15 protein-coding genes are annotated in these 22,850 nt (G+C 61.2%); 3 read left to right on the top strand and 12 right to left on the bottom strand.

Going from position 1 to position 22,850, the window contains the following annotated elements; all coding sequences use genetic code 11:
- Positions 1-59: 59 nt before the first annotated feature.
- The 8 genes from QVF59_RS00535 to QVF59_RS00570 all read right to left on the bottom strand — a co-directional run bounded on the left by QVF59_RS00535 (position 60) and on the right by QVF59_RS00570 (position 10,249).
- Positions 60-1,211: an ABC transporter permease gene (locus tag QVF59_RS00535; RefSeq protein ID WP_287876730.1), complete on the bottom strand. Its 1,152-nt coding sequence runs from the start codon at positions 1,209-1,211 to the stop codon at positions 60-62.
- A complete protein-coding gene (locus QVF59_RS00540; protein WP_287876732.1) occupies positions 1,208-2,362 on the bottom strand; it encodes an ABC transporter permease in 1,155 nt (384 codons plus the stop codon). The genes QVF59_RS00535 and QVF59_RS00540 overlap by 4 nt, the downstream gene beginning before the upstream one ends.
- The gene (locus QVF59_RS00545) at positions 2,359-4,290 is read right to left on the bottom strand and encodes an ATP-binding cassette domain-containing protein (RefSeq protein ID WP_287876733.1); all 1,932 of its coding nucleotides are present in this window, start codon (positions 4,288-4,290) and stop codon (positions 2,359-2,361) included. The genes QVF59_RS00540 and QVF59_RS00545 overlap by 4 nt, the downstream gene beginning before the upstream one ends.
- A gap of 2 nt (positions 4,291-4,292) precedes the next feature.
- Entirely contained in the window at positions 4,293-5,204 is a 912-nt protein-coding gene (locus QVF59_RS00550; RefSeq protein ID WP_287876734.1) for an HlyD family secretion protein, read from the bottom strand.
- Position 5,205: 1 nt separating this feature from the next.
- Positions 5,206-6,528, bottom strand: coding sequence for a TolC family protein (locus tag QVF59_RS00555; RefSeq protein WP_287876735.1), 1,323 nt, complete (start codon positions 6,526-6,528; stop codon positions 5,206-5,208).
- Positions 6,529-6,691: 163 nt separating this feature from the next.
- Positions 6,692-8,284 (bottom strand): GMC family oxidoreductase, encoded by a 1,593-nt coding sequence (locus QVF59_RS00560; RefSeq protein WP_287876736.1) that lies wholly within the window; start codon positions 8,282-8,284, stop codon positions 6,692-6,694.
- Positions 8,285-8,292: 8 nt separating this feature from the next.
- A complete protein-coding gene (locus tag QVF59_RS00565; RefSeq protein ID WP_287876737.1) occupies positions 8,293-8,817 on the bottom strand; it encodes a hypothetical protein in 525 nt (174 codons plus the stop codon).
- 1 nt (position 8,818) lies between these two features.
- Positions 8,819-10,249, bottom strand: a complete 1,431-nt coding sequence (locus QVF59_RS00570) for a coniferyl aldehyde dehydrogenase (protein ID WP_287876738.1) — start codon at positions 10,247-10,249, stop codon at positions 8,819-8,821.
- Between the two features lie 106 nt (positions 10,250-10,355).
- Between QVF59_RS00570 and QVF59_RS00575 the strand changes: the two genes are divergently transcribed.
- Entirely contained in the window at positions 10,356-11,561 is a 1,206-nt protein-coding gene (locus QVF59_RS00575; protein WP_287876739.1) for a vWA domain-containing protein, read from the top strand.
- Here the strand turns inward: QVF59_RS00575 and QVF59_RS00580 are convergent.
- Positions 11,558-14,437 (bottom strand): PAS domain S-box protein, encoded by a 2,880-nt coding sequence (locus QVF59_RS00580; protein WP_287876740.1) that lies wholly within the window; start codon positions 14,435-14,437, stop codon positions 11,558-11,560. The genes QVF59_RS00575 and QVF59_RS00580 overlap by 4 nt on opposite strands.
- A gap of 207 nt (positions 14,438-14,644) precedes the next feature.
- Between QVF59_RS00580 and QVF59_RS00585 the strand changes: the two genes are divergently transcribed.
- Positions 14,645-14,791 carry a hypothetical protein gene (locus QVF59_RS00585; protein ID WP_159877230.1) on the top strand — a complete coding sequence of 49 codons (147 nt, stop codon included), beginning with the start codon at positions 14,645-14,647 and terminating at the stop codon, positions 14,789-14,791.
- An 84-nt stretch (positions 14,792-14,875) separates the two neighbouring features.
- Here the strand turns inward: QVF59_RS00585 and QVF59_RS00590 are convergent, their stop codons facing one another.
- Positions 14,876-18,112, bottom strand: a complete 3,237-nt coding sequence (locus tag QVF59_RS00590; RefSeq protein WP_287876741.1) for a DNA translocase FtsK — start codon at positions 18,110-18,112, stop codon at positions 14,876-14,878.
- A gap of 200 nt (positions 18,113-18,312) precedes the next feature.
- Positions 18,313-20,907 carry a bifunctional aconitate hydratase 2/2-methylisocitrate dehydratase gene (gene acnB / locus QVF59_RS00595; RefSeq protein ID WP_287876742.1) on the bottom strand — a complete coding sequence of 865 codons (2,595 nt, stop codon included), beginning with the start codon at positions 20,905-20,907 and terminating at the stop codon, positions 18,313-18,315.
- Positions 20,908-21,087: 180 nt separating this feature from the next.
- Between acnB and gcvA the strand changes: the two genes are divergently transcribed.
- Positions 21,088-22,032: a transcriptional regulator GcvA gene (gcvA, locus tag QVF59_RS00600; RefSeq protein WP_159877234.1), complete on the top strand. Its 945-nt coding sequence runs from the start codon at positions 21,088-21,090 to the stop codon at positions 22,030-22,032.
- 24 nt (positions 22,033-22,056) lie between these two features.
- Here the strand turns inward: gcvA and QVF59_RS00605 are convergent, their stop codons facing one another.
- Positions 22,057-22,821, bottom strand: a complete 765-nt coding sequence (locus QVF59_RS00605) for a substrate-binding periplasmic protein (protein ID WP_159877236.1) — start codon at positions 22,819-22,821, stop codon at positions 22,057-22,059.
- Positions 22,822-22,850: the final 29 nt, after the last annotated feature.

The following is a 22,850-nucleotide window of genomic DNA, read 5'->3' on the forward strand; positions in this document are numbered from 1 at the left end:
CTGAGGCAAGCCACCTTACCTTTGGTTTCCGCTGCGCCGACAAATACAGATGATCGTGCTCAGTCGAATTGCTTTCTGAACAACAACAGGCCGCTGGCAAACACCAGCACGCCAATGCCGCCCATGCCCAATATCGCCGGTTGCAGTTCCGCCAGCCCCTGCCCCTTCAGCAACACGCCAAAAGCAATGTCCAGATAGTAGTGCAAGGGCGAGGCATACATCAGCCCACGCAGCCACACCGGCATGGCCTCGGGCGGGGTCCAGGCACCGGACAGAAACAGCATCGGTGCCAGAATCAGGATGGACAGCATACCGGCCTGGGCCAGATTGCGCGCGATGGTGGCGGCAAATAAACCCAGCCCGGCGGTGGTGAACACATACAGGCCGGACAGGGCAAAAAACAGCAGCAAGCTGCCTTTTACCGGAATGGCAAACACCGGAATCAGCACCAGGAACAGGCTGAGCGCCACCCCGCACAGGATGACCCCGGTCATCGACACCACCTTGGGAAACAGGATGCCGAATGGCGACAAGGGCGACACGATCAGTTGCTCCACCGTGCCGCGCTCCTTCTCCCGCACCATGGCGGCAGCAGGCAGCAGCACGGCAAACACGGTGGCGATATTGAGCATTTCCGCCACGCCCATAAACCAGCTGTCTTCCTGGTTAGGGTTGTACCAGACGCGGATATCGTTCTGCACTTGCGGCAGGCTGCGCGCTGCATCCGCCCCCGCACCCAGCCGCTGCATGGCCGACTCCAGCCCATACTGGCTGACAATTTGCTGGGCGTGGCTGGTGGCCAGAAAACCCAGTACCGAGTTGGTGGCATCCACCTGCAGGGCGATGCTGGTGGGCTGACCGGTGGCCAGTTGCTTGCCAAATTGCGGCGGCACCGACAACACCAGCATGGCACGTCCCTGATCCAGCGCCGCCAGTGCGGCGGCATCCTGCCCTACTGCGCCATCCATGCGGAAGTAAGGCGGCTGGAAGCGCGCCAGCAGTTCACGCGACTGCGGGCTGTGGTCCATGTCCTGCACCAGGGTGGCGGCATGATTCAGCGACAGCGACACCCCGGATGCTGCCAGAAAAATATCGGCGCTAAAGGCATAGACGATGAAGGCCAGCAATACCCGGTCGCGCCCCAGCTGCTTCAACTCTTTCACCAGCATCACGGCAAAGCGCCGCCAGGCCAGTTGCCAATCTGCATTCATGTACTTGGCCTCTTGCTGAACAATCGATAGCCGATGGCAAACAGCAGGCAGGCGTAACCAGCCAGGATGGCCAATGGCTGCCACAGCGACATCAAGCCCACCCCCTTGAGAAAGCAGCCCACCACGATGTCGGTGTAATACATGGCCGGCATCAGTTGCGCCACCACATGCGCCCCGGCCCCCAGCGACACAATGGGAATGATCAGGCCGGAATACAGCACCGCCGGAATCATGGTCACCACCATGGTGACAATCATCGCCGCCACCTGGGTGCGCACCAGCACCGACACCAACAGGCCGATGCCAGTGGTACACAACACATACACCAGCGTGGCCGGCAGGAAAAACAGCAGGCTGCCCTTGAACGGCACCTGATACAGCAATACCGCCAGCAGCCACAGCAACAGGATGTTGACGCTGGAAATGGCCACATAAGGTGCCAGCTTGCCCACCAGAAACTCGCCACGGCTGACATTGGACGCGTAGATATTGAAGATGGAGCCGTTCTCTTTTTCCCGCACCACGCCCAGCGCGGTGAGAAAAGGCGGCGACAGCATCAGGATTACCATGATCAGCTTGGGTGCCAGCGACCAGATGCTGGACACGCTCTGGTTGTACAGATAGCGCGATTCCAGCGCGATGGGCGTTAGCTGCGCCAGGGCATCCTGCTGTGACAGGCCGGTAGCCTGCGACACTGCCTGGGCCACTGCGGCCAGGCTGAAGGCGGCATTGATGGCGGTGACATAGCCCTTGGTGGTCATGGCGCGGCTGGGAAAGCTGCCGTCCACCAGGGTCTGGATGGCCGCCGGGCGGCCTTGGGCCAGGCTCTTGCCAAACTGCGGCGGTATCACCAGCACCACCCGCACCTGCCCAGAGCCAATCAGTCGGCTGGCATCGCGCTCATCCCCGGCATAACCGCGAAACTGGAAATAGCGCGAATCGATAAAGCGGTAGGCATAGTCGCGGCTAGCGGCGCTGCAATCGTGGTCCACCACAGCAAACGGGATGTTTTCCACATCCAGCGACAGACCATAGCCGAACAACAGCATCAACAAGGCCGGCACCACAAAAGCCAGCGAGAAGAACAGCCGGTCACGTACGATTTCACGCCATTCCTTGCCGGCGATGGCCAGCACGCGCTGCAGATTCATGACTTGCTCCCGGAGGCCGCCTTTTGCGCCTCCAACTGGCTGACACGCTGCACAAACACATCCTCCATCGCAATGGGCCGTGCTTGCGGCGGGTGCTGCACGCCAAGATCGCGCAATACCGCGCCCAGCCGCGCCACATCCGGCGTCAGCACGTGCAAGGCCGTACCATAGGGCGACACATCGGCAAAACCGGCCTGGCGCAGTGGTGCCACCAGCGCGGCAGCATTGTCGGCGCGCACCTGATACAACTGGCCGGCCTCGGCCAGCACCTGCTGTTTCATCTGCTGCGGCGAGGCGTCCGCCACCACCTTACCGGCAAACATCAGCGCCAGATGGTCGCAATGTTCGGCCTCACTCATATAGTGGGTGGTCACCAGCATGGCCACGCCATCCTGCCGTGACAGGCGGAACAGGATGTCCCAGAAGGCGCGCCGGCCCAGGGGGTCCACCCCGCTGGTGGGTTCGTCCAGAAACAATACCCGCGGCTGATGCACCAGCGCGCAGCCCAGTGCCAGCCGCTGGCGCAAGCCCATGGGCAGGGCGGCGGCCAGATCGTTTTCGTGACCATGCAGCCCCGCCATGTCCAGAATCCACTGCAGCCGTACAGCACGCGCCTTGCGATCCAGGCCGTAAATGCCGGCATACAGGCGGATGTTTTCCACCACGCTCAGGTCCAGATACAGGGAAAACGCCTGCGACATATAACCGATGCGTGACTTGATCAGCGCACCGGCCTGCTTCATGTCCGCCCCGGCCACGCGCCCGCTGCCACTGCTGGGCGGCAGAATGCCGGTCAGCATCTTGATGGCGGTGGTCTTGCCGGCACCATTGGCCCCCAACAGGCCGAAGATTTCACCTTGCCGCACCTGAAAGCTGACATCGCCCACGGCGACAAAATCACCAAAGCGCTTGCTCAGCCCCTTGGCCTCAATGGCCAGCTCCTGCCCGGCAGGCTGGGGCTGCTGCGCGGCCAGGGAAGGCGCTGCCGAACCACCCTGCTGCCCGCCCAGCATGGCGACAAACACATCTTCCAGCTCGGGCTCCAGCACATCCAGTTGGCGGCAGTCCAGCCCATCCAGCAGGGTCGTCACCTGCTGGCGGGCGGCATCAGGATTGGCTTCTGGTACAAACAGGCGGATGTCCGGCCCCATGGCCTCGCACTGCGGCCAGGCGGCGGCCAGCCGCTGCATGGCGGCCAACTGGGGTTCCACCCGGCACTGCACGATGCTGCCGGGAGCCTGCTGCAGAATCTCCGCCGGCGTGCCTTCTGCCAGTTTGCGGCCCTGATGCAGCAGGCTCATGCGGTTGAAGCGGCTGGCTTCGTCCATATAAGCGGTGGACACCAGCGCAGTCAGGCCCTGCCCGGCGATCAGCTCGGCCAGAATCGCCCAGAAGTCGCGACGCGACACCGGATCCACCCCGGTAGTGGGTTCATCCAGAATGATGAGCTGCGGGGCATGGATCAGCGTACACACCAGGCCCAGTTTCTGTTTCATGCCACCGGATAGCTGCTTCATCGGCCGCTGGCGAAACGCTGCCAGCCGGGTGATGGCCAGCAGTTGTTCCTTGCGGGCCGCTGCCTCGGCACGCGGCACCAGCCGCAGCCGGGCAAAGAAGTCGACGTTTTCTTCCACCGACAGATCGCCGTACAGGTTCTGCCCCAGGCCCTGCGGCATCAGGCCGATGCGGTCCTTGATGGCTTCGGCACTGCGTTCGCTGTCCAGCAACTGGCCAAACACCTCCAGACTACCCTGCTCGTAGGACAATACGCCGGCCACCGCCTTCATCAGGCTGGATTTGCCGGCGCCATCTGGGCCGATCAGCCCGTACAGCTCGCCACGGCGCACGGCCATGTCCAGGGTGTCAACCGCCACATGACCGGCATAGCGTTTGCCAAAACCGCTGGCCTTGATAAGGATGTCGTCCATGACTACCAGCGCGGTGCTTGCCAGGCCACCCCAGGCTTCCAGCGGATGACCGCATCGGCAGGCAGGCCGGGCGTGAGGCGCAGATCGGGATTGCTGGCCAGGGTGAGCTTGACCGCGTACACCAGTTTTACCCGCTCATCCGGGGTCTGCACTTCCTTGGGGGTAAATTCGGCGCGCGCTGCGATATGGCTGACGGTGGCGGCAAACGGATGCTGCGGGAAGGCATCGGTGGTGATTTGCGCCGGCAGGCCAAGACGGATTTTGCCGATCTGGTTTTCCGGCACATACACCTTGAGATAGAGGTGGTTCAGATCGATGATCTCCACCACTGCCCCACCGGCTGCCAGCATTTCCCCCGGCTCACGCAGCCGGTTGCTGACCATGCCACCAGAAGGTGCTTTCAGTTGCAGTTCCTGCAGTACGGCACTGGCTTCGGCCACTACCGCTTCTGCCTGGTGAATCTGCTCGGCTGCCTGCTGATTCTGGCTGCGGGCACTCACGGCGGCCAGTTGCATCTGTTCGGCATGCATGCGGTCTACCGAGCCACGGGCCAGCAAGTCGGCAAAACGGGCGGCGTCCTTGTCGGCCTGGGCCGCGGCAGCGGTGGCACGCTGCTGCTGGGCACGGGCGGCAGCCAGAGTGGCTTGCGCAGCCCGCAAGCGGGCAGTCACTTCATCCGAATGCAGGCGGGCCAGCAACTGGCCGCTGCTGACCATATCCCCCTCATGCACCTTCACCGTCTCCAGCCGCCCCGGATACTTGGCGGCCACCAGCACGCTATCGCCCTCCAGCCGGCCATTGGCCTGGATCAGCCCTTCCGGCAGGCCACGGTCACGCGCCTGCCAGATGCCGTAACCCAGTGCACCGGCCAGCGCCAGCACGATCCCCGCCATCACCACTTTGCTTTTGTTCATGTCACAACTCGCCGATGGCCCGTTGCAAGGCCACCACCGCCAGGGCGTGGTCGTAACGGGCATTGAAAAGATTGCGCTGACCATCCGCCCGGCGAGCTTCTGCCGCCAGCACCTCGGTCTGATTGGCCAGGCCGTTGCGATAACGGTCGCGCTGGATGCTCAGGAATTCATCTGCCGACTGCAAGGCCGCCTGTGCCACCTTGATGCGCTCGGCCGCCTCTATCTGCTGGCTATGGGCGCGCTGTACATCCAGCGCAATCAGCGACTGCACCTCGTGCAGTTGGTCTTCAATCGCCATTGCCTGCTCGCTGGCGCTGCCGGCGCGCGCGCGGATCAGGCCGCTGTCGAATACCGTCCAGCTGACCCCCAGACCCACCGAACCCACGCCTTTGTTCACCAGATAGGGATTGTTGAGATAGCTATAGGCGGCATACACCCCCACTTGCGGCTGACTTTCCGCCCGCACGCTGCGCGCACTGGCCTGCAAGGATGCCGACCACTCGGCCAGACCGGCCAGTTCAGGTCGCATCTGCAAGGCACGGTCCTGCAGCTCAGCCAGGCTGCGCTTGTCTCCGGACAGGCTTAGCTCATCCGGCTGGGCGGGCTGGCTGAAGTCACGCCCGAGCAAGCGGTTATAGGCGGACTGACTGAGGCTTTCGGCCTGCCGGGCCGAGATTTGCTTTTGCTGTGCATCAGCAACCGCCAGCTCAGCCCCCAGCACATCCCCACGCGCCACCACGCCTTTGCGGAAAAAATTGTTCACATCACGCTGGTAGGACTGCAGGCTTTGCAGATACTGGCTGGCCACGCTGGCAGCATGACGCGCGCGCAGCACATTAAAATAGGCCTCCGCCACCTGCAGCCGCAGTGACTGCCGGGCCTGCTCCTGTGCGTACTGGCTGGCGCTGGTGGCTGCGGCGGCTGCCTGCTGCATGGCAGCAAGCCGGCCCCCCGTATACAGCGGCAGGCTAAGACGGGCATTGGCATAGCGCACATCCCGGTTGCTCAACGGCGCATCCACGGTAGAGGGCAGATGTGCACCCAGCGCACCCAACCCCTGGCTGAGCGGGCTGATATCCAGCCGCGCTGTCGGCGTGCTATCCAGTTGACTGACACCGGCATCGACGGTAAGCGCCGGGCCGGCGGCTGCATGGCTGGCGGCCTCCTGCTGCCGCGCCCCTGCTACCTTGCGGGCCTCAGCGCGCAGGCTGTTGCTGGCCTGCTCCGCCTGCTGCCAGGCCTGTTGCAGTGATTCTGCCAATACCAGCTTGCTCAGAACGGCAAGACCCAGCCACAAGGGGAAAAATTTGCCAGAAAATGCCATTGAAGTAATGAACACTCATTCATCAATAATGACTTCAGTATATTGCAACTGCATGGACTGCGGTTGCGCTTAGTCAGTCAAACTGCAGCAAAATGGAATTTACCACCAGACAAAGCCCAAAAATGCCGGATATCCGGCATTTTTGGGCTTTTGCTCTAGATTTTCAGGCTTTCAATGCCGCGCACAACTGGTGTGCCGCACGCAGGGCAAAGGCATAGATTGACAACTGTGGGTTGGCACCCAGACTGGTGGGAAACACCGAGCCATCAATCACGCTGAGGTTGCGTAGCGCCCAGTGGCGGCCATACTCATCCACCACACCGTCTTCGGGCCGGCTGCTCATCGCGGCACCACCCATCACATGCGCGCTAACCAGCCGGGCCAGCAAGGGCTTGAGCGCCAGCTGACCTATCATCTCGCGGGCCGCCTTCCAACTGGACTGCAATGCTGCCTGCTCATGGATCACCTGTACCTGACGTGCACCAGCGGCAAACTGTAGCTCGGCCATGGTCAACCAGCTGCGCCGCACGCCATCCCACAGCACGTCGTTCAGGGGATAATCCAACTCCGGCGAGCCATCCGCACGCAAACGCACCTGCCCGCCCTGACTGTCCGGATGAAAACCATCCCGCAACAAAGCCAGCATTACATGCAGATTGGGCAGCTGCTGCATCAGCGTAGCCATGTGCTGACCGAATCCAGGCAGCGTCACCCCCATCAGCAAAGGATGGACCGGCGGCACTTCCAGCTTGTAACCCAGCGGACCATCCAGTGGCTGGGTATGCATGAAGTGGTCGGAATACACCGTCTGCGGTGCGCCATTGTAAGGTTCGATGCGCTGCGGCATGACTGCCCCGCAGATACTGACCGGATGCAGAAAAGTGCGCTTGCCCACATGCGCATCACCCAGGCCGCTGCGCAGCAGGATGGCTGGCGTGCCAATTGCTCCGGCGGCCAGCACCACATGCCGTGCCTTGATATTGAACTGGCGCGCACTCGGACTGTGATCATCCGCTTTGAGCAAGCGGCCTGTAGCGCCCTGTACCGACTTGCCATCCGCCGCCAACAGCAGCCGCTCCACCCGGGCGCGGCTGAGCAGGCTGGCCTTGTGCTCCAGTGCGCCGGGAATGGTTGTTACCAGCATGGACTGCTTGGCATTGGTGGCACAGCCCATGCCGCAATAACCCAGATTCCAGCAGCCACGCACATTGCGCCGGATGCGGCCATGCTTCAGCCCCAGCGCCTGGCAGCCACGCTCCAGCACGCTGTTGTTGGGATTGGGATCTGCCAGCCAGTCGGCAATGCCCAGTCTCTGTTCGGCCATGTCAAACCACGGTGCCATGGCCTGTGAGTTGAGGCCCTGCAAACCATAGCGCTCTCCCCACCAGGCCAAGGTATCTGGCGGGGTGCGAAAAGCGCTGGTCCAGTTGACGGTGGTGCTGCCACCCACCGTGCGCCCCTGCAAAATAGTGATGGCCTTGTCTGCCGTCTTGCGGCTGGCCGCTTCCTGATACAGCTCCGGATAGGCCTTGGCTTCCAGCAGGCGGAAGTCACGCGATGTCCGCAAGGCACCCTCTTCCACCATCAGCACGTCCAGCCCGGCGCTGGCCAGCACTTCCGCCGTCATACCACCACCGGCTCCGGTGCCGATGATCAGCACATCGCAAGTCAGTTGCAGGTCCTGTGTCTGCGCCGCACCATCCAGCACGCGCCAGCCAGCGGCTACGCCTTGGGCAATCGGGTCCGGCAATGTCATGTTCTGGCTCATGGCAGCAAGCCCATGATTTGTGGTGGTTGCTGATAACCCAACGCACCCCAGCTGGCAGGGTTGCCAAACCAGGCCGCATTGATCAGCGCGCGCAGGGCCTGATACGCCGAGCGCAGTAACAGCAAGGAACTGTTTTGCCAGCGCAGCAGAAACTGGCTGAGCTCCCCCGCTTGCGCCATGGCCCATGGGCTGCGCACGCCGGCCAGCCACCAGCGCGCCCAGCGGTTGGCCAGCAGGTCAAACAGTTGGCGCAGCTCTTGCTGCACCGCAGGCAGCAGCTTGGTGATGGCCCGGTCTACCCCCTGTACTACATCATCCAGTGGCAGCCCGGCGATACCCAACATCACCGGTGCAAGGCTGCGAATGATCTGCCCATCAGCAGCTTGCAGGAAATCCAGCCGCACGGCGGACACCGGCGCGGGATAATCATCTACGGGGGCCGCCAGCCAGGCTGCAGCCAGCAATACCACGCTGCCGGCCATGCCGGTCTTGATCAACTGCCGTCGCTTGATATTGATCATCTCATCCCCTCAGCATCAGTCGCAGCAGCCATTGCACCGCACGCCCGTAAGGCGGGCGGGTCAACCAGGTGCCGGCCCAGCGGCTTTGCTCGAATACCGGCTTGAGCTTGGAGAAGGTGAGAAAGCCTTCGTAGCCATGGTAATGGCCCATACCCGAAGGCCCGACACCGCCAAAGGGCATGGCATCCTGTACCACGTGCAATACGGTTTCGTTGATACACACACCACCGGAGATGGTCTGCTGCAATACCTTGTCGATGCGCACCGGGTCGCGGTCGAACAGATACAGCGCCAGCGGGCGCGGCCGGGCATTGATGTAATCCAGTGCGTCGTCAAAACGGTCGTAGCTGAGCACCGGCAGGATGGGGCCGAATATTTCCTCCTGCATCAGCGCACAGTGCGGCGGGCAATCCAGCACCAGCGTCAGCGGGATCTTGCGCACTGCCCGCAAGTCCTCCGCAGCCGGATTGACCTGGCAGATTCTGGCACCGGCAGCTTCGGCCTCGGCCAGCCATTGCTGCAGGCGCTGATAATGGCGCGGGTGGATGATGCTGCTGTAGTCAGTGTTATGCGCCAATGTGGGATAGGCCCGGGTGGCGGCGGCATCCAGCATGGCCAGCAGGCGATCGCGATCCTTGGCATTCACCAGCACATAATCCGGTGCCACACAGGTCTGGCCTGCATTGAACATCTTGCCGGCAATAATGGATTCTGCGGCGTGGGCAAAGTCGGCATCGCGTGCCACGATGGCCGGCGACTTGCCACCCAGCTCCAGTGTCACCGGCGTCAGATTGTCCGCCGCGGCCCGCATCACATGCCGACCCACGGCGGTGGAGCCGGTAAACAACAGGTGGTCGAAAGGCAGGCGGGTAAACGCCTGTGACAACTCAGGGCCGCCATTGATCACACAGACCAGACCCGGCTCGAAATGGCGTGCCACCAGCTCGGCCAGCAGTTGGCCGGTAACCGGGGTAAGCTCGGACATCTTGATCATCACCCGGTTGCCGGCAGCCAGCGCACCAACCAGCGGCCCCAGCGCCAGAAACAGCGGATAGTTCCACGGTACGACAATGCCCACAACGCCCAATGGTTGCGGCAACAGCCGGTTACGCGCCGGGCGGAACCAGATGGAAACCGGCCGCCGCTGCGGCTGCATCCAGCCGCCCAACTTGCGCCGTGCCCGACGCAACTCTTCCAGGCTGGGAAACAGCTCACCCAGTTGCGTTTCCACACTGCTGCGCTGACCGAAGTCGGCATTGACGGCGGCAATCAGTGCCGAGCGGTTGTGCTGGATCAGCTGTTCCAGTGCATCCAGCCAGCCACGGCGACAGGCCAGGCCGGGGAAGCGTTCGCTATCGGCGGCGGTACGTAACGCCGCATAGCCCTCCTGCAGATCTGCTTCAGTGTCAGGCATCATCGGCATGACATTCATTGTGCTATCCTCGTGTTGTTCCATCCGGCAAACGGTCGTTTAGAGCCACGACTCTAAAGCCAGAATAGCATCTGGATTTTTCCCTGTCACGCTGCACGAAGCCACCATGCTGATCAATTTCTTTTATACATTGCGCGACGCCGGCCTGCCGGTATCGCTCAAGGAATTCCTCACCCTGCTCGAAGCGCTGAAGCAGCATGTTGCTTTTGGCAGCCTGGACGCCTTTTACTTCCTGGCACGCACCACGCTGATCAAGGATGAAAAGCATTACGACCGTTTCGATCAGGCATTCAGCCACTACTTCCATGGCAAAACCTTGCAACTGGACGATTTGCAAACGCAGATTCCGGAAGAGTGGCTGCGCAAACAGGTGGAGAAATTCCTCAGCGAAGCGGAAAAACAGCAGCTACAGGCCATGGGCTGGGACAAGCTGATGGACACCCTGCGCCAGCGGCTGGAAGAACAAAATGAGCGGCATCAGGGCGGCAACAAATGGATAGGCACTGGCGGCACCAGCCCGTTTGGTGCCTACGGTTACAATCCGGAAGGCATACGCATCGGCCAGGATGGCTCGCGCCACCGCCGCGCAGTAAAGGTGTGGGACAAACGGGAGTTCCGCAATTTCGACAATGCAGCAGAGCTGGGCAGTCGCAATATCAAGCTGGCCTTGCGCCGGCTGCGCGAATTTGCCCGCGATGGCGCCGAGGAAGTGCTGGACCTGGATGCCACCATTGCCGCCACCGCCCGCAATGCAGGCTTGCTACAGCTGCAGATGGTGCGGGAGCTGCGCAATACCGTGAAGGTGCTGGTGCTGTTTGACGTCGGCGGTTCGATGGACGACCACATCAAGGCAGTAGAAGAGCTGTTCTCCGCCGTCAAAAGCGAGTTCAAGCATCTGGAGTACTACTACTTCCACAACTGCGTCTACGAAACCGTGTGGAAGGACAACCAGCGCCGCCAGAGCAGCAGCCTGTCCACCTGGGACTTGATCCACACCTTCGGCAAGGACTACAAGCTGATTCTGGTGGGTGACGCCACCATGAGCCCGTATGAAATCAGCTATCCGGGCGGCAGCGTGGAACACATGAATCCGGAATCCGGTGAAGCATGGATGCAGCGCCTGCTGACGCAGTTCCGTCATGCCGCATGGCTCAATCCGGTGGCCGAGCAATACTGGGACTACACCCCATCCCTGCAGATGATGCGTACCCTGCTGCAGCAACGCATGTTTCCGCTAACGCTGGATGGCGTGGACCGCGCCATGCGCAGCCTGAAACAGACTGCACCTGCATCCCCTCTGCCCGCCGCCTAGCTCCCTGCCGGCGCAATGGGTGGAAAATGCTGACCATTGCCATCAAAAGCCTTCACCTGATCGCGCCCGGCCAGCTTGGCCTCATACAGAGCCTGGTCGGCCAGCGCCAGCGCCACGGCGGCATCCTGCTGCTGGCGTGAAAAGCAACTCACGCCGATGCTGGTGCGGATTTGCAACGATGCCTCTCCCACCTTGATCTCACGGGCGCGCACCGCTTCGCGCAGCCTTTCCGCCAGCGCCAGCGCACCTGCCATGCCACTACCAGGCAGGATGACGGCAAATTCTTCCCCGCCCAGCCGGCCCAGCACATCCACCTTGCGCACTTCCTGCTGGCAGATGGCAGCAAATTCGTGCAGCACCTTGTCACCTACTGCATGCCCCCAGGTATCGTTGACCTGCTTGAAGTGATCGATATCCAGCATCAGCACCGCCACCGGATTGCTAAAGCGCATGAAGCGGGCAAATTCGTCGCCCAGCTTTTCCATGAAACTGCGCCGGTTGGCAATGCCGGTCAGCGCATCCGTGGTAGCCAGCAGGCGCAGGGCCTCCTCCTGTTTCTTACGGCTGCTGATGTCGCGGTAGACCCACAGTACGCTGCGCAGCCGGCCTTCGATGAAGATGGGCACATGATCGCGCTCCAGCATACGGCCATCGACCAGCTCCCATTCCTCTCCCAGCACCATCTGGCGCGAGTGCTGCAATTCTTCCAGCCGCTGCATCAGCCGTTCCGGCTCGGCAAAACAGCAGGCCGCTTCAGCAGCCACATGCAAACGGCTGTCATTCTTGATCTGCTCCGGACTGCGCTCCGGCATGAACATTTCACAATACTGGTGGTTGACCAGCACCACGGCACCATTCTGGTCTTCCAGCAGCATGGCACCATGGAAATTCTCGATAATGGCCAGCAACTGGCGCTGCAGGGTGGAGAGCGCATCCTCGGCCTGCCGGCGTGCGGTAATGTCGTGGATGATGGAAAACAGCAGGGTGCGGCCACCGGAATCCACTGGCGAGGAATGCACGTCCACGGTGCGCAACTCGCCGCTGGCCAGCCGATGAGTAAAGGTGAAATGGTTATGCGCCTGCAACAAGGCCACCCCCATGGTGCCACGTACCCGTTCGTCCTCCATCTGGTTGATCTGGCTCATCGGCATGCCCACCAGCTCGGCACGGCTATAGCCATAAAAGCGCTCGGCGGATGAATTGGCATCCACGATCTGGCCGCTGGCAGGATCGATCAGAATCATCACTGCACCATGATTCTGGAACAGCATGCGAAAGTGCGCCTCGCTGTTTTCCAGCAGCTTCTGCGCCTGCTTGTGGGTGGTGATGTCCTGCACGGTGCCAACAATGCGGCAGACATTGCCGTTGCTATCCAGCTCGGTAGCCTGGCCCTTGTCCAGAATCCACATGATTTCGCCATTGCGTTTGATCAGCCGGTACTCAATGCGGTACTGCTGTGCCTCGCGCTTGAGCAACACACGAATATTGTGCCGCACGGTGGACAGATCATCCGGATGCACCAGCGCCTGCCACTGCGCCGGATTATTGTGCAGGGTGTGATAGTCGTAACCCAGCATGTTCACCAGCTGCTGGTTGAAATCCAGACGCCCCAGTGCCACATGCCAGTCCCACAGGCCGATATTGGCACCACGCATGGCCATGTCCAGCCTTTCCTGGCTTTCGCGCAGCGCCTCTTCGGTACGCTTGCGCTGGGTGATTTCCGAGATCAGGCCATGCCAGCTCACCGACTGGTCGTCCTGCAACTCCGGCGTCGCCCGTCCTTCCACCCAGATCAGCCGCCCATTCGGCAGCAGGATGCGAAACTCGCATATCCATGGCAGGTGATAGCGCAGCGCAGATTCGCCCTCTTCGCGCACCCGCTGCAGATCATCCGGAAAAACCCGCTGCGCCACCAGTTCTGCGTTTTCCCGCGCCTGCTGGGGCGAGATGCCGAAGATATTGCGCACCCCTTCGCTCACATAGACAAAATGACCTTTGCCATACGCATCGATGGTGTACTTGAACAGCATGCCGGGAATGTTGCTGGCAATCTTGGCCAGCCGGTCCTCACCCTCCACCTGTTTGCTGACATCAATCCAGTAGCCCTGCACCACGTCGCCAGGCAGTAGCTGCACATGCTCTTCCAGCCAGCACCAGCGCCCGCTGCCATGCAAAAAGCGATAACGCCGTGTAACAAAGCCTTCCCCCTGCAACAGCCGCCAACGGCCATCGGCCAGGGCTGACCTGTCGTCCGGATGCAGCCGCTGCAACCACCACGCAGGCTCCAGCAGGATATCCTCGGGAAAACAACCCAGAATATCCGCCACGTTAGGGCTGACTTCCACCACGACATCAGGATGTTCCGGGCTACAGGAAAATGCCACCATGGGCCCGGTGGTAAACAATGCATGCTGGCGGCTCATTAACTGCTGCATGCGTTTGAGTTCGGTAATATCCTGCAACACCAGCATGAAGCCGCTGTCCGCACCTGGGGTGGCAATGGCGGTTACCGACAGACGTACCGTATGCTCGCGCCCCTGCTTGTCCAGCAATGGCCACTCGCGTTGCAGGCTGCGGCCAGCTTGTGCCTCTGCCGTGAATACCTCCGCGCTTGCGACACTGCGCCCCAGCCGCAGCGTCAGCTGACGGCATTCCTGTTCCAGCCTATCCGGTGCCAGCAGGCAGCTTGGGCTTTGGCCACGCAATTCGTCTGCCTTGTAGCCCAGCAGCTTTTCTGCCGCTGGATTGAACAAGGTGATGGTGCCTGCAGCATCCAGTGCCAGCAACGCCGAATCTGCCGCGTTGAACATGGCTTGCAGCACTGCTGCCGACGCCAGTGCCGCTGGGGTGGAATCAGCATGGAATGGCGCAGTCAAAACCTTCTCCAGCTCATTACGTATTGGTTCATGCCTTACTTTATAGATGATGTTTGGATTGCTACCTGCATCACTATGAAATAGCACAGGTTTGCTTGAAAAAAACCACAATTGCCGCATATTTAACTTGAGCAATCAGCCAGTTGTGCCGACAATGAATTCAGGGTTCAACCAGATAGAACCATACTTAGCCAAGGGAGATCAGCCATGGAAACCGTATTGATGATCGCACTGATCGCCGCCTTTGCCGTTGTGCTGGGCATGATGCTTGCCCCGCTGGAGAAAAAGCGCGAGCTGATCCCCATCCGCATCCGTAACGACGAACAGCCTCCGCGTCGCCAGCGTCGCTACTGAGATTGTTCATCACAGGAAAAGGCAGCCTTGGCTGCCTTTTTTGTTTTCCTCTGCCCTGCGTGGCACACATCAGGCCTACATCGATCAAAACTCCCGCTGCGGCACCAGCACGGTGCGGTTGCCATTGCTTTCCATGGCACTGACAATGCCGGCGGCTTCCATCTGCTCGATCAGCCGCGCCGCACGGTTATAGCCTATGCGCAGATGGCGCTGCACCGCAGAAATCGACGGTTTGCGCGTTTTCAGCACAATCTCCACCGCCTCATCGTATAGAGGATCGCTCTCGGTAGCCGCCTGAGTCTTGGCGGTGGCTGCGGCCGACTCCTCATCCGCCTCGCTCTCGCCGGTGAGCAGGCCTTCCACATAATCCGGCTCACCCCATTGCTTGAGAAAATCCACCACCGCGTGTACTTCGTCATCGGTGACAAAAGCACCGTGCACCCGTTGCGGATAACCGCTGCCCGGCGGCAGGAACAGCATATCACCCTGGCCGAGCAGGCTTTCCGCACCCATTTGATCCAGAATGGTGCGGCTGTCGATCTTGCTGGATACCTGGAAGGCAATCCGGGTCGGGATATTGGCCTTGATCAGACCGGTAATCACATCCACCGACGGCCGCTGGGTAGCCAGAATCAGATGGATACCGGCTGCACGGGCCTTCTGGGCCAGACGGGCAATCAGTTCTTCAATCTTCTTGCCGGCCACCATCATCAGGTCAGCAAATTCATCCACCACCACCACGATGAAGGGCAGATTATTCAGCGGCTCCGGTGTTTCAGGTGTCAGGCTGAAGGGGTTGGTCAGCCGGCGGCCAGCCACCTCGGCTTCGCGCACCTTGTCGTTGTAGCCTGCCAGATTGCGCACGCCCAGCGCACTCATCAGCCGGTAGCGCCGCTCCATTTCACCCACACACCAGTTGAGCGCATTGGCCGCCAGTTTCATGTCGGTCACCACCGGGGCCAACAAGTGCGGAATATCGTTGTATACCGACAGTTCCAGCATCTTGGGGTCGATCATGATGAAACGCACTTCGTCCGGTGTGGCCTTGTACAGCATGGACAAAATCATGGCATTGACGCCCACCGACTTGCCCGAACCGGTAGTGCCCGCCACCAGCAGGTGCGGGGCCTTGGCCAGGTCGATGGCCACCGGCTGGCCAGTAATGTCCTTGCCCAGCGCCATGGTCAGGCGCGAGGCCGGCTGCTGGAACACCTCAGCGGAGAAGATTTCTGACAGCCTTATCATCTGGCGCTTGGCATTGGGCAGCTCCAGCCCCATGCAGGTTTTGCCCGGTATGGTTTCCACCACACGGATTGACGCCAGCCCCAGCGCCCGTGACAGGTCTTTCATCAGGTTAACCACCTGATTGCCACGCACGCCAACGGCAGGCTCTACCTCATAACGGGTGATCACCGGCCCGGCATAGGCATCCACCACACTCACCTTGACCTTGAATTCGGCCAGTTTTTCCTCAATCAGAATGCCGCGCTCCAGCAATTCATCTTCAGACACCACGGCAGTGGCTTCTTCTGCCGGGCGCAGCAAATCCAGTCCTGGCAGGCAGTCTTCGCCGTAGATCACCGGCAGGCTGGAGCGATGCACTGCGGCCGGGGCAGGCAAGCTCCACGGCTGGGCAGCATCTGGCGTAGTACCCGGCGGCACGGCGCTCGCAGGGGCATACCCGGCGGAATCTGTAGCCGCCGTCCCCATCAGAGCAGATTGCACGACGGATGCATCAGGGGATGCTGTATCTGCCAGGGCGGTAGCTGTTTCCACAGGGTCGGCAGCCAGGCTGACTGAGGGCTGAGCATCGTCCAGCAAATGCCAAACCAGTGGGCTATCGCTTGCAGCTGCTGCTTCGGCCTGCGGCAGCCGTTCTACAATCGTCGACCAGCGCAATGCATCCTGCTCCTGCCCGGCCCGGGCAACTGGCGCAACAGGCTGCGGCACCTGCTGGCGTTGCTCAGGCCAGCGCCAGGGCTGACGCTCCTCAACGCTTGGTGTAAAGCTGTTTTCATCATCAGGAAGCGCTGCTACTGACAACGACTGCGTGCTGGCGGCAACAACAGCAGGTGCTGCCATCGGTTCTGCAAGCACATTCAGGGGCGCATCTTGCCGTGGTGGCTGGCCGGCATCAATTGCAGGCGGCTCAGCGACAACAGTTTCAGTTGCAACAGGCTCTGCATCTTCATGGACTGTATGCACCAATTGGGCAAGGGATGGTTCGGCAGCAGCAGCTTGTTCAGCCGCTTCCGGCACCATGCTGTCTGTGGCAAGGACTGGCGGCAACGTATCTGCCGGTGGTATTGCCTCAAGTACGCTGCCAACCATAGTCGTGACCCGCGCAGCCGCTGCGGGCAGACCAGCGGCCGGAGCATCCGGGATATCGGCAAGCGACAGTCCTGCTGGCAGCGCTGCCGAAGGCTGGGCTGTCTTGCTTGCAGCTGCCTTGCCCTCCGGCGGGCGGATCCAACCTTCGTAAGCCTTGCTGCGGGGTTGCTGTTCGTGGCGGACAATGGCGGGCTCTTCCGGTGCCTGCTCGCGACGCGGCACCGACGGTGTCGGCATGATCTTGAGGGGTGCCGAACGCACCGGCTGCAGAACCACGGCAGGCTTTTCGACCAGCACTTCGCCGCTACGGCGCTTGCTGTGCAAAGCATTGACCTGAGCGCGCACTTCGTGCGGATCAATCAACGGCAGGGATTTCTGTTCTGGCTGAGCTGCCAGCGGTTGGCGCTGCGCCTGACGGCGGCGTGCACCGTGGTGCATATTGTTTTGCAATTCGTCCAGCCCGATGACCGGTAGATTGCCGGTAACCGGTGCCGCTGCCGGTTTGGGCTGGGGCTTGCTCTTGCGGTAACTGCGCGCCAGCTCCACATGCGGCAGATCTGCCGGCGGTGCAGTACGAACGGTGGTTTGGCGCTTGGCAGTCACTACTTCTGCTGCTGCCGCTACAGCAGGTCCTGCCCTATCGGCATGAGAGGGTGCTGCCACGGGCTGACGGAATTCGGTGCTTGCCGATCCGGATACGACTGGCAGCTGTGTACTTTTTTCATTTAGCGGCACGCCCGACTCTGACGGGCGGCTTTCTTCATCAGCATCGAAGTGGATGGCAACCGGCTCGCGGCGGCGCTCACGAAAGGCTGCCGGTGTGATATCCAGCGCCTCGTCGTGGCCGGCACCCAGCATCTGGTCCAGCTTTTTCAGCAGGCGTACGCGCTGTTCCGGCAAGCCCTTGACCCAGGACTGCCCTCCTCCCAGCTTCCGCCAGGCCACACCACCAGCCACACCCAAACCAATCAGCGCAAACACAAACCACACGATCCGCAACCTCTTTCGTCATTCAAACCGCTGCCTGCATCCAGCCGCTGGCCAACCAGCAAACCGACGCAGCGCTACAGGGCAACAAGATTGTCGATTGTACCTGTTTTTTGCCACCAATCCGCACTAGCTGGCCGCAGGTAACCGCAGCAGACAAAAAACCCCGCACCAGGCGGGGTTCTTGTTGATCACAGGCGGGATCAGTTCACTGCCACGGTAGCGGCGATGTCCTGATAGTCCTTGATCTGGTCGAAGTTCAGATACTGGTAAACCTCGGCACTCTTCTCATTGATGATGCCGATATTGGCCTTGTACTCTTCCACGGTCGGAATCTTGCCCAGCTTGGAGCAGATTGCGGCCAGTTCGGCCGAACCCAGGAACACATTGGTGTTCTTGCCCAGACGGTTGGGGAAGTTACGGGTGGAAGTGGACATCACGGTAGCGCCTTCACGCACCTGCGCCTGGTTACCCATGCACAGCGAGCAGCCCGGCATTTCGGTACGGGCACCGGCCATGCCGAACACACCGTAGTGACCTTCGTCGGTCAACTGCTGCGCATCCATCTTGGTCGGCGGCGCCAGCCACAGCTTGACCGGCAGGTCGCGCTTGCCTTCCAGCAGCTTGGACGCAGCACGGAAGTGACCGATATTGGTCATGCAGGAACCGATGAACACTTCGTCGATCTTGGTGCCGGCCACTTCGGACATGAACTTCACATCGTCCGGGTCGTTCGGGCAGGCCACGATAGGCTCTTTCACGTCGGCCAGATCGATTTCGATCACGGCGGCGTAGTCGGCATCGGCATCACCCTTCAGCAGTTCACCGTTGGCAATCCACTCTTCCATCTTCTTGATGCGGCGTTCCAGGGTGCGGGCATCGGCGTAGCCGTCGGCGATCATGGTCTTCATCAGGGTGATGTTGGAGCGCATGTATTCGACGATGGGTTCCTTGTTCAGATGCACGGTGCAACCAGCAGCAGAACGTTCGGCAGAAGCGTCGGACAGTTCGAATGCCTGTTCAACCTTCAGGTTCGGCAGACCTTCGATTTCCAGTACGCGACCGGAGAAGATGTTCTTCTTGCCAGCCTTGGCCACAGTCAGCAGACCCTGCTTGATGGCGTACAGCGGGATGGCATTCACCAGGTCACGCAGGGTGACGCCCGGCTGCAGTTCGCCCTTGAAACGCACCAGAACGGATTCCGGCATGTCCAGCGGCATTACGCCGGTAGCAGCGGCAAAAGCCACCAGACCGGAGCCGGCCGGGAAGGAAATGCCGATCGGAAAACGGGTGTGGGAGTCACCACCGGTACCCACGGTATCCGGTAGCAGCAGACGGTTCAGCCAGCTGTGAATCACGCCATCGCCCGGACGCAGCGCAACGCCACCACGGGTGGAGATGAAGGCCGGCAGTTCCTTGTGCATTTTCACGTCCACCGGCTTCGGATACGCAGCGGTGTGGCAGAAGGACTGCATCACCAGATCGGCGGAGAAGCCCAGACAGGCCAGGTCTTTCAGCTCGTCGCGGGTCATCGGGCCGGTGGTGTCTTGCGAACCCACGGTGGTCATCTTCGGTTCGCAGTAGGTGCCCGGACGTACGCCCTGACCTTCCGGCAGACCACAGGCGCGGCCAACCATCTTCTGTGCCAGCGAGAAGCCCTTGCCGGAATTGACCGGATCCTTGGGCAGACGGAAGGCGGTGGACGGAGCCAGACCCAGCGCTTCGCGCGCCTTGGAGGTCAGGCCACGACCGATGATCAGGTTGATACGACCGCCAGCACGGACTTCGTCCAGCAGCACGTCAGATTTCAGCTGGAAGCTGGCAACGGTGGCACCGTTCTTTTCAATCTTGCCGTCATACGGGTAGATATCGATCACATCGCCCATTTCCAGCGCAGACACGTCCACTTCGATCGGCAGCGAGCCGGAATCTTCCTGGGTGTTGAAGAAGATAGGAGCAATCTTGCCGCCCAGGGTTACACCGCCAAAGCGCTTGTTCGGCACAAACGGGATGTCCTGGCCGGTCGCCCATACCACCGAGTTGGTGGCGGACTTGCGGGAAGAACCGGTACCCACCACGTCGCCCACGTAGGCAACCAGATGGCCTTTTTTCTTCAGGTCTTCGATGAACTGCATCGGACCGCGCTTGCCATCTTCTTCCGGCACGAAGGCAGCACCCGGACGGGTGTTCTTCAGCATGGCCAGGTAGTGCAGCGGGATGTCCGGGCGGCTCCAGGCGTCCGGTGCCGGCGACAGGTCGTCGGTATTGGTTTCGCCCGGCACCTTGAATACGGTAACGGTGATTTTCTTTTCCACTTCCGGACGGCTGGTGAACCATTCGGCATCGGCCCAGCTTTGCAGCACGCCCTTGGCGTTGGCATTGCCACCGTCGGCCAGCACTTGCACGTCGTGGAAGAAATCGAATACCAGCAGGGTTTTCTTCAGGCCTTCGGCGGCGATGGCGCCCACTTCGGCGTCAGCCAGCAGGTCGATCAGCGGCTTGACGTTGTAGCCACCCAGCATGGTGCCCAACAGTTCGGTGGCCTTGGCGCGGGAAACCAGCGGCGAAGCCACGCTGCCTTCGGCAACGGCGGCCAGGAAGGATGCCTTGACCTTGGCCGCATCATCCACGCCCGGCGGTACGCGGAAGGTGATCAGCTCGACCAGCAGATCTTCCTCGCCCTTCGGCGGGTTTTTCAGGAGTTCGACCAGTTGTTCGGTTTGCTTGGCGTTCAGCGGCAGGGGCGGAATGCCCAGTGCAGCGCGCTCTGCAACATGCTGACGGTAGGCTTCGAGCATAGCTTGGGACCTTTTTGCTTGGGTTGTTTGCAATGAGTCAGCCGCCAGCGCGGGATCAACTGGCGGCAACCGTCCGGGGAGATTTCCTTCTACCCCGTTTTGATTGCTGGAAGATTACGCCCTCTGCATGCCAGTTACAAACGAGTAATCGAAACATCGTCTGTGAGTTATACTCACACCATGAGTACTTACCCCCCTCTTAATGCGCTGCGGATATTCGAGGCCGCAGCAAGGCTGGAAAGCTTTTCCTCGGCGGCGGACGAGCTGTTCGTTACCCACGGTGCTGTGAGCAAGCAGATCAAGCAGCTGGAAGAATGGCTGGGTGTGCGTCTGTTCGAGCGCGCCGGCGGACGGGTGAAGCTGACCGATACCGGCTGGCGCTACCTGATTCAGGTGCAGGACGGGCTGGACCTGATTGCCAACGCCACCTCGCAGTTGCTGCAGCCGGACAACCAGCGCCGCCTCACCATCAACTCCACCCCTACCATGGCCATGCACTGGCTGATGCCGCGCTTGCATGTATTTCGCGAAAGCTACCCGGATGTCGAACTGCATCTGGTGACATCCGACCGCGACATCAGCCGGCTGGACAGTCCGTTTGACATTGCCATCCGCCGCGGCCCCGGCGATTGGCCCGGCCATATTGCCAAACCGTTTCTGGAAGAGTGCGAGCTGCCCTTGTGTTCGCCGGCGCTGCTCAAGCGTTTTCCGATTGAAAGCCCGGCAGACCTGGCTCAGCACACCCTGCTGTATGCCGACACACGCCCCACCGCCTGGCAACGCTGGCTGACCCTGGCCGGTGTGCCCGAGCTGAAACCGGCCTGCGGCTTGCACTTCGACCGCTTCTCGCTGGCCTTGCAGGCCGCGCTGGATGGCCTGGGCGTGGCACTGGGCCCGCTGCCGATGGCACAGTCGCTGGTGGATTCCGGCCAACTGGTGGCACCGCTATCCAGCCCGGTAGTGCCGGTGCGGGATTATTGCTGGATCGTACCGCGCACCGCATCGGGCGATTCCACCGTGGCCTCGTTCTGCCGCTGGCTGGAACAGGAAGCCGGCCAGATGCGGCCCTTTCCTGCTGCCGGGCTGAATGCCAACATGATTGCCCACGCCTTCCCGGCTGACTAAGCCAGCAGCACAGGCTGCCGCTCCTCAGGGTGAAGGCGGCAGCCCGAGTTCTCTCACCTCCATTGGCACACTCTCGTGCGGCAGCCATTTGTTGTAGATACGCCGAAAAGTGCCATCTTTCTTGATCGCCGCCAACCCGTCATACCAGCGGCGGATGACCCTGCCCGACGTGCCCCGCGAAAACGCCAGGTACAACTCCAGCGACTCCAGCACCCTCACCACCTCCACTGCATCGGCTGACTGCCGGATATCCTTGAGCACGGCGGCTACGACAAAGCTGCCTTCCACCCACAAGTCATAGCGTCCGCCCAGCAATTTCTGTGCGCTGATCTGCGGGGTAGGTGCCAGATCAAGCTCGGTAAAACCGGCCGCCACCGCGGCGTCAGCAAAGATGCTGCCCCGATACGCCCCCACCGGCCTGTTGTAAATGGCACTCCCCAGCGCCAGCAGCCCAGCTGACTCGCCCTTGCGACACAGCAGCACGGTTTGCGATACCGCAACCGGCCCTACCAGCGTCATCAGCTTTTCACGCGCATCACTGCGCCCTACGGTAAACAGCATGACGTTGGGCGTGCTTTCCAGCTCGCGATAGCCACGCGCCCACGGCACCACCTCCACGGGGCTGTTGTCATGAATTCTGGCCTGGATTTCCCTTACCACCTCCACTGCCATGCCATCGGCCATGCCGTTACGCTGAAAGGTAATGGGGGGCCATTCTTCGGTATAAATGCTCAGCGCCATGGCACCGGGCAACCATGACATCAGAATCAGCGCCAGAAATATCCGCATTACAAGGCTCTCGCTGGAATCACCGTTTA

Origin of the sequence: Aquitalea sp. (assembly GCF_030150775.1) — a bacterium.
Classification (GTDB): domain Bacteria; phylum Pseudomonadota; class Gammaproteobacteria; order Burkholderiales; family Chromobacteriaceae; genus Aquitalea; species Aquitalea denitrificans.

Coding starts and splice junctions, on each gene's coding strand:
- QVF59_RS00535 (WP_287876730.1), bottom strand. CDS start 1,211: ATGAATGCAGATTGGCAACTGGCCTGGCGGCGCTTTGCCGTGATGCTG.
- QVF59_RS00540 (WP_287876732.1), bottom strand. CDS start 2,362: ATGAATCTGCAGCGCGTGCTGGCCATCGCCGGCAAGGAATGGCGTGAA.
- QVF59_RS00545 (WP_287876733.1), bottom strand. CDS start 4,290: ATGGACGACATCCTTATCAAGGCCAGCGGTTTTGGCAAACGCTATGCC.
- QVF59_RS00550 (WP_287876734.1), bottom strand. CDS start 5,204: ATGAACAAAAGCAAAGTGGTGATGGCGGGGATCGTGCTGGCGCTGGCC.
- QVF59_RS00555 (WP_287876735.1), bottom strand. CDS start 6,528: ATGGCATTTTCTGGCAAATTTTTCCCCTTGTGGCTGGGTCTTGCCGTT.
- QVF59_RS00560 (WP_287876736.1), bottom strand. CDS start 8,284: ATGACATTGCCGGACCCGATTGCCCAAGGCGTAGCCGCTGGCTGGCGC.
- QVF59_RS00565 (WP_287876737.1), bottom strand. CDS start 8,817: ATGATCAATATCAAGCGACGGCAGTTGATCAAGACCGGCATGGCCGGC.
- QVF59_RS00570 (WP_287876738.1), bottom strand. CDS start 10,249: ATGAATGTCATGCCGATGATGCCTGACACTGAAGCAGATCTGCAGGAG.
- QVF59_RS00575 (WP_287876739.1), top strand. CDS start 10,356: ATGCTGATCAATTTCTTTTATACATTGCGCGACGCCGGCCTGCCGGTA.
- QVF59_RS00585 (WP_159877230.1), top strand. CDS start 14,645: ATGGAAACCGTATTGATGATCGCACTGATCGCCGCCTTTGCCGTTGTG.
- acnB (WP_287876742.1), bottom strand. CDS start 20,907: ATGCTCGAAGCCTACCGTCAGCATGTTGCAGAGCGCGCTGCACTGGGC.
- gcvA (WP_159877234.1), top strand. CDS start 21,088: ATGAGTACTTACCCCCCTCTTAATGCGCTGCGGATATTCGAGGCCGCA.
- QVF59_RS00605 (WP_159877236.1), bottom strand. CDS start 22,821: ATGCGGATATTTCTGGCGCTGATTCTGATGTCATGGTTGCCCGGTGCC.